Origin of the sequence: Mesorhizobium sp. M5C.F.Ca.IN.020.29.1.1 (assembly GCF_003997375.1) — a bacterium.
GTDB lineage: Bacteria > Pseudomonadota > Alphaproteobacteria > Rhizobiales > Rhizobiaceae > Mesorhizobium > Mesorhizobium wenxiniae.
Genome location: NZ_RZSW01000400.1, coordinates 1 through 5,992 on the forward strand (window position 1 = coordinate 1; position 5,992 = coordinate 5,992).

Below are 5,992 nucleotides of genomic sequence, written 5' to 3' on the forward strand. Positions count from 1 at the left end.
GGCCGTGGAAGAATTGGCCGGCGCCGGCGGCGTAAGCCGACGCGGGATCAGTAGGTGCGGCGGCTTCCAGCGCAGTAAGCGTGCTGTCGCGGTCCGCTACGGTTTTTGCCTCGAACAGGGCGGCCGGTTCGGGCGCTGCGGCCCCGGCGGAAGAAACCGGCAGCAGCAGAATAAGGGCGGATGCCAGCAGGCTCGAAAATCGCGTCATCTTGGTCCTCCGGTATGCCGTTCGGCGGCAACCATATACGCATCTTGTGTGTTACGCCTACTGCGGGCATCTGGCAGCACGATTCCGAACGGAGGCGCTTCGCTATATCGTGCGCATCGTCTACCGTGGCCGTTCATCCCGGTGCAGGCTGCGCGTGTCGAACTATCCGTTTTCCTACAAATTGTCTTGGCTGCCACGCTTCTTGAAGCCCTCGCTCAGCGGCGATCAACAAGGCTTTGCGCCGGCAGCCGCAGCGACGATGGTGCCGCCGCCGGCGCGGACGGTGCGGCTCGCTTTCGTCGGCGATATCTCGGCGGTGGCCAATCGCAGAGCGCCGCAATGCGACCCGGCGATCGCCATGTTGCTCGGCTCCGCCGATCTGGTGATCGGCAATTGCGAAAGCCCGGTGGTGGAGCGGCCGAGCGCGACGACGGGAACGAAGCTTGGCACCCATCATGCCATGACCGAGCGGTTTCTCGCCGAGGCGCTGGCGGCCGCCGGCATCTCGCGCGAGAAGCTGGTTTTGTCGCTCGCCAACAACCATGTGCTCGACCAAGGCGTCGAGGGTTTCGACGAGACCGTGGCGGCGCTGACCCGTCTCGGCATCCGCAGCATCGGTACCGCCGCCGGCGGTCCGGTCGAGCGCCTTGCGGTCGGACCGCTGACAATTGGCTTAGCCGCCTTCACGCTGTGGCGCAATGCCGGCGCGGCTGCGTTCGCGGGCCGTGTGTCGATGCAAGCCGACCCGGCACGATGGCCGCGCGGCGCCGCCGTCGACCTCACCTGTGCCGTGCCACATTGGGATTGGGAATTCCGGCATTTTCCACAGGCCGCAACGCGGGCATTGGCACGGCATTTGGCCGCGCAAGGCGTCGGGTTGATCGCTGGCCATCATGCCCATGTCGTGCAGCCTGTGGAGCGGATCGGCAAGGCGCTCGTCGCCTATGGGCTCGGCGATTTTCTAGGCACCGCCTTTGCGCGCCAGCCGTGGCCCGGCCGCATGGGGGGCATCCTGACCGCCGATATCAGCGCTGACGCCGGCACGCGTGGCGCCATTGCCGCCTACCGGCTGCATCCCTTCATGCGGCTGCGCGCCGGCGACCATGAGCGGCTGGTTCCCGTTGAGGCGCTGGAGGGCGCATTAAGGCAAAAGGTTACGGCCCGTTTCGTTGCGGTTTTTGGTAACGGAAATTGATAGCCATAGTTGACTGGTGCTCGGATGAATCGTGTGGGCTCACCCACCATCCCAACGCTGTAGTCGCGCGACTTTCCGCAAAATCGGCTATTGTCCGAGCTGGGTGTTCGGTCTTTCGACGGTGGGATGGCGATGGAAGCAGCGGATTTCATGCCTGATGAAGCTGACATCGCCGGCATCAAAAGGAATCTCGAGGCCTATGAGGTCGGAAGGGCTGCGGCCTACCGGCAAGTCCGCTGGCGGGTGCCGCTGTTCATCTCCCTGCTGCTGGTATTCGTGGCGCTGGTGGCTTGGCTTTTCAACACGGTCGCCGATCCATACGAGCGATGGTTCTCGACGCCGCATGTGCTGCTCTATGTCGTCGGGTTCGTGGCGGCGATCCTGCTCTATTTCCAGGCGATCAAGCCGGCGAGCACCTTGCAGCAATCGTTCCGCAAAACGCTGTTGCCGATCATCTTCGGTTTCATTGAGGATATGCGGTACCAGCATGAGGTAACGCCGAATTCGTTCGACCGGCTGCCGCGCGAGACGATCGGCACTTTTAACAGCAAGCGCTTCGACGACATCGTATCCGGCCGCTACGAGGGATTTCCGTTCGAGCTTTACGAAGCCGATCTCCGGCAAGGCACGGGCAAGAGCGGCACGATAGCATTCAAGGGGATCGTCGTCGCCTTCGAGACCATCGTGCCGTTCCCCGGCATATTGGTGGCCGCCCGCCGGACTGACGTGGCCGTCGGGTTCTTCCGCGGCATGTTCGCCAGCAAAATGCAGGAATTATCATGCGGCGTGCCCGAGCTCGATGCCGCCTACGACTTCCGCACCGACAATGTCGAGGCGGCGCAGCCGCTGGTGAGTGGCCGCCTGGCGCAGGCGCTGACATGGCTCAGCGAGACCTGGCCTGATGATCCGGCGCGGGTTGCGCTCAATGGCGGCGACGGTTTTCTACTGTTGCCGCAAACGAAGGACTTCTTCGACCTGCCTGATAAATCGGTGCCGCTAGACTACGCCAAGCATGTCGCGCCGATGATATCAGACATGGGCGCGATGCTGGCCACGGCGGCGCTGGTGCGCAAGATCGGCGCAAAGGACGAGGCGGCGGGTTAGCCGCTGACGTTCAGCCATGGTCGGCTGCGATCAAGGCGCTGAGCGGCATCGCCTGAGGGCGCTTACAAACCGTTCGGCATTTTCGCCGCCAGCCAGTTCGCCGACCGCTTGGCCATTCCGAGGGTCGCGGATGCGGCGCGGCCAAGGTCGGTTTTGACCAAGGCGTAACCGTTCTTCGTGCGATACAGCACCGAGCGTCCGCCATCGACCGCGGTTTCAAAGGCGACCGGCCTGGCAGCCTCTGTTTCCGTGGCTGTTGCCTGCGACCCGACAGCAACGCTGGGCCGACGGCTCAATTCGGACGGGAGTGGGTCGGTGGCGGTCTGCGCTGCCACCGCCAACTCAAGCGTCGAGCCGGTCGCGGCAAGCCGCGACGAGGTCTGCGTCGTGCGGCAGATGCCGGACACGAGCGGGTAGTTGAAATTGCGCGCGTGCGACATCTGGCTTTTCATCGCTGCTTCGCAATCGGCGATGGTCGACCACTTGGCCGGCGTCTCGCCGATATACTCGCAAAGCCTGGCATCGCAGTCGCAGCCGACGATGGTCATGGCGACAAGGGTGGTCTTAATCACGGTCTTGTCCCTTCGAATTGCCTTGGCGAGTGCTACAAGGACGTGCGGCGCTGGTGCGTTCACCAATTGCCGTAGATCAAGGCGGGATTTGGCCGCGATTGTGGAATGTGCGTGGTGAAGTACAAGAGAAGGTTTCAGGAGTTCCGCCTGTGGCCGAACTTCATCAGTAGTCGCAGACGTGCTCAAGCGTGGCGCCTGCCTTCATCAGTGCCGGCAGAACGGAGTGCAGCTCGATTGCGCCTGGTGATGAAGATCGTGCCCTCGGCACCGCAGATCGCGCTCGGCCAAGGTGTCCGGCGTACGCTGAAGCCGCGCCAACAACATCGCGGGGATGGCCATGAAAGACAGTCGGCGCCGGGATTTCTCCCAGCGCCTCCCTGTCAGATCAGGACACGGTCGCGGCAGCAACTTCCGTAAAGACGTCGCGCCATGCCAGCCTTGATGTTGACGGTCCTGCCAGCCACCGCTCGAGGGCAGCGTCCGTTCGGGACCTCGCCAGTCTCCACCCTTGTGAGCTTCGTCCAGCGCGCCATCGAAGGTTTTTGCCGTCCTTCATGGCAGCATCGGTCCGCCGTAGGCGTTCGCACGCTTTCCGCGGCCCCGTAGGTCTCGGCATCCCTCGTCAAAACAGGCAAGCCTGCTTTCATTCAGGGGCCGTACGGGCCTCAGGAAATCCGCCGTTTCGCTTTGTCTTTCGACTTGGCAATCGGTAGCCGCCTGAGATGGGTTTAATGTACGCCGAGTGAGCGTTTGGCGAAACAGCCGCGAGCCTGTGGATAGCGGGATTATCGGGGACTGAGCTCGGCGGCCGAGCGTTTTTTCGAGGGGGGTCGGGACACGCCCAATCTGCGGCGAGCAGCATAATCAAACATTCGGCTCTTGCCCCACATCGCGGCGCGGGCTTCAATGCCGGCAAAGGATTTTAGGACACCAGTGTCGCTGCGATCCTTTGGGAGGGCGTTCTTGAAGGTCGGGGTGGTTCTCAATCCGATTGCCGGTGGCAGCCGGCTCAAACGGCATTGGCCGGAGGTCAGTGCTTCGCTCAGGAAACATTTCGGCGATTTCGAGCTGCGCGAAACGCAGGCGACCGGCGACGCCGAACGGCTGGCGCTCGTCCTTGCAGCCAGCGGCTTCGACCTGGTGATCGCGGCGGGCGGCGACGGCACCGCCAGCGAAGTGGCCGACGGGCTGCTGCAGGCGTTTGTGGAAAGCGGCCGGACGGCCGAACTCGGCCTGCTGCCTTGCGGCGCCGGCGTCGATTTCGCCCGCGGGCTCGGCCTATCTGGCGAGGTCGACCTGACGTTGAAGCGCATCGCCGATGCCAAGGCCCACAACGTCGATGCCGGCCGCATCTCCTATGTCGACGACCATGGCGCGCTGGCCAGCCGCCATTTCATCAACATCGCCAGCCTCGGGCTTTCAGGCGCCACGGACCGCGCGGTCAACGCCGACAAGCGCAAGGGCAAGGTGTCGGCCAAGGCGCTGTTCTACTGGCGCACCGTGTGGGAATTCATGCGCTACCGGTTCCAGGACGTGGTGATCACCGTCGATGACGGCGTCCCGGTCGAGGCGCGCGTGGCGCTGGTGGCGGTGGCCAACGGAAAATTCTTCGGCGGCGGCATGATGATCGCGCCGGATGCCGAACTGGACGACGGTCAATTCGACATCGTCATCCTGCGTGCGGCCGGCAAGCTGAAACTGATCTGGGACATCCGTCTGCTCTATGGCGGACGGCACCGCAACCATCCGGCAATCACCATTTTGCGTGGCAAGAAAGTGGTTGTCGAACCGCTCGGTGATGCGCAAAAGAACGCCGCGCTGCTCGACGTAGACGGCGAATCCCCCGGGCGCATACCGGCGACCTTCGAGATCCTACCCGGCGCGCTGACGCTCAGATATTGAATCAAGGTGTTGAGACTTTGATTCAGCTCGTTTCGATCGTGATTCTGGCGATCCGGCCAATATGCTGGAATCGCTTCACAATCCGCCTGTCAGGTCTCGCTCTTGGCAGGAAAAGCCCGGCGTTCTTGCGTGTAAATACTCTTCACCCGTTTGCGCGGCAAACTGGTGACGACGTTTCTAAAGACAGCTCACGGCATCAACGGCGTCTGCATCATCTGCAGATGCAGGTCCTTGCCGGTCCAGGGATGCGCCTCGCAGACCGCTTCGTCGAGTTCGACGCCAAGGCCTGGTTCCATCGACGGAATGACGTTGCCGTCCTGCCATTCGATCTTTTTCTTCAGCAGCTTTTCGTGAAAGCCGTCCCACTGCTTCAGCGATTCCAGAATGAGGAAGTTGGGCAAGGTCACGGCAAGCTGGATGTTGGCCGCACCGACGATCGGCCCGCAATAGCAGTGCGGTGCGACCTGGATGTGGTAGACCTCGGCCATGGCGGCGATCTTCTTGGTTTCGAGAATGCCGCCGGAGCGGCCGAGATCCGGCTGCAAAATGGTCGCAGCACGGTTCTCGATGACCCGGGCGAATTCGAACTTGGTCGTCAGCCGCTCGCCGGTGGCGATCGGGATAGACGTGCCGCGCGCCACCTGAGCCATCACTTCCGGCATATCGGGCGGCACCGGCTCCTCGAACCACAGCGGATCATAGGGCTCAATGGCGCGGGCCATGCGCAGCGCGCCCGACGCGGTGAACTGGCCATGCGTGCCGAACAGGATGTCGGCCCTGGTGCCGACCGCCTCGCGGATCGCCTTGATCATGCGGGCGGAGAGGTCGATATCGACGAGACGCGGCTGGTGACCGTCAAACGCGGTGTAGGGGCCGGCCGGGTCGAGCTTGACGGCAGTGAAGCCCTGCTCGACATATTCGAGCGCGCATTCGGCCGCCATATCGGGATCGTTGTAGACGTTCTTGCCGCGCGCATCCTCCGAGTGGACGCTGCCGCTGTGTGGGTAGAGG

General features: G+C 63.2%; 5 protein-coding genes and 1 pseudogene. 3 read left to right on the forward strand and 3 right to left on the reverse strand.

Features of this window, described 5'->3' with window-relative positions; all coding sequences use genetic code 11:
* Positions 1-208 (reverse strand): annotated as a pseudogene (locus tag EOA85_RS25270) (hypothetical protein); the annotation flags it as partial.
* A gap of 154 nt (positions 209-362) precedes the next feature.
* On the opposite strand from EOA85_RS25270, the gene EOA85_RS25275 reads away from it, so the two are divergent.
* Both EOA85_RS25275 and EOA85_RS25280 read left to right on the forward strand, forming a co-directional pair.
* On the forward strand, positions 363-1,403 hold the full coding sequence (locus tag EOA85_RS25275) for a CapA family protein (RefSeq protein ID WP_127211585.1): 1,041 nt from the start codon (positions 363-365) through the stop codon (positions 1,401-1,403).
* A gap of 132 nt (positions 1,404-1,535) precedes the next feature.
* Positions 1,536-2,507: a DUF3137 domain-containing protein gene (locus EOA85_RS25280; protein ID WP_127211588.1), complete on the forward strand. Its 972-nt coding sequence runs from the start codon at positions 1,536-1,538 to the stop codon at positions 2,505-2,507.
* Positions 2,508-2,569: 62 nt separating this feature from the next.
* Here the strand turns inward: EOA85_RS25280 and EOA85_RS25285 are convergent, their stop codons facing one another.
* On the reverse strand, positions 2,570-3,079 hold the full coding sequence (locus tag EOA85_RS25285) for a hypothetical protein (protein ID WP_127211586.1): 510 nt from the start codon (positions 3,077-3,079) through the stop codon (positions 2,570-2,572).
* Positions 3,080-4,042: 963 nt separating this feature from the next.
* On the opposite strand from EOA85_RS25285, the gene EOA85_RS25290 reads away from it, so the two are divergent.
* Positions 4,043-4,981 carry a diacylglycerol kinase family protein gene (locus tag EOA85_RS25290; protein ID WP_127211587.1) on the forward strand — a complete coding sequence of 313 codons (939 nt, stop codon included), beginning with the start codon at positions 4,043-4,045 and terminating at the stop codon, positions 4,979-4,981.
* 188 nt (positions 4,982-5,169) lie between these two features.
* Here EOA85_RS25290 and EOA85_RS25295 read toward each other — a convergent pair.
* Positions 5,170-5,992: mandelate racemase/muconate lactonizing enzyme family protein (locus EOA85_RS25295; protein WP_164759865.1), on the reverse strand; the 823-nt coding region annotated here is incomplete at its 5' end.

Excerpts from the sequence above, each read along its gene's own strand:
- EOA85_RS25280 (WP_127211588.1), top strand. The coding sequence starts at position 1,536 with ATGGAAGCAGCGGATTTCATGCCTGATGAAGCTGACATCGCCGGCATC.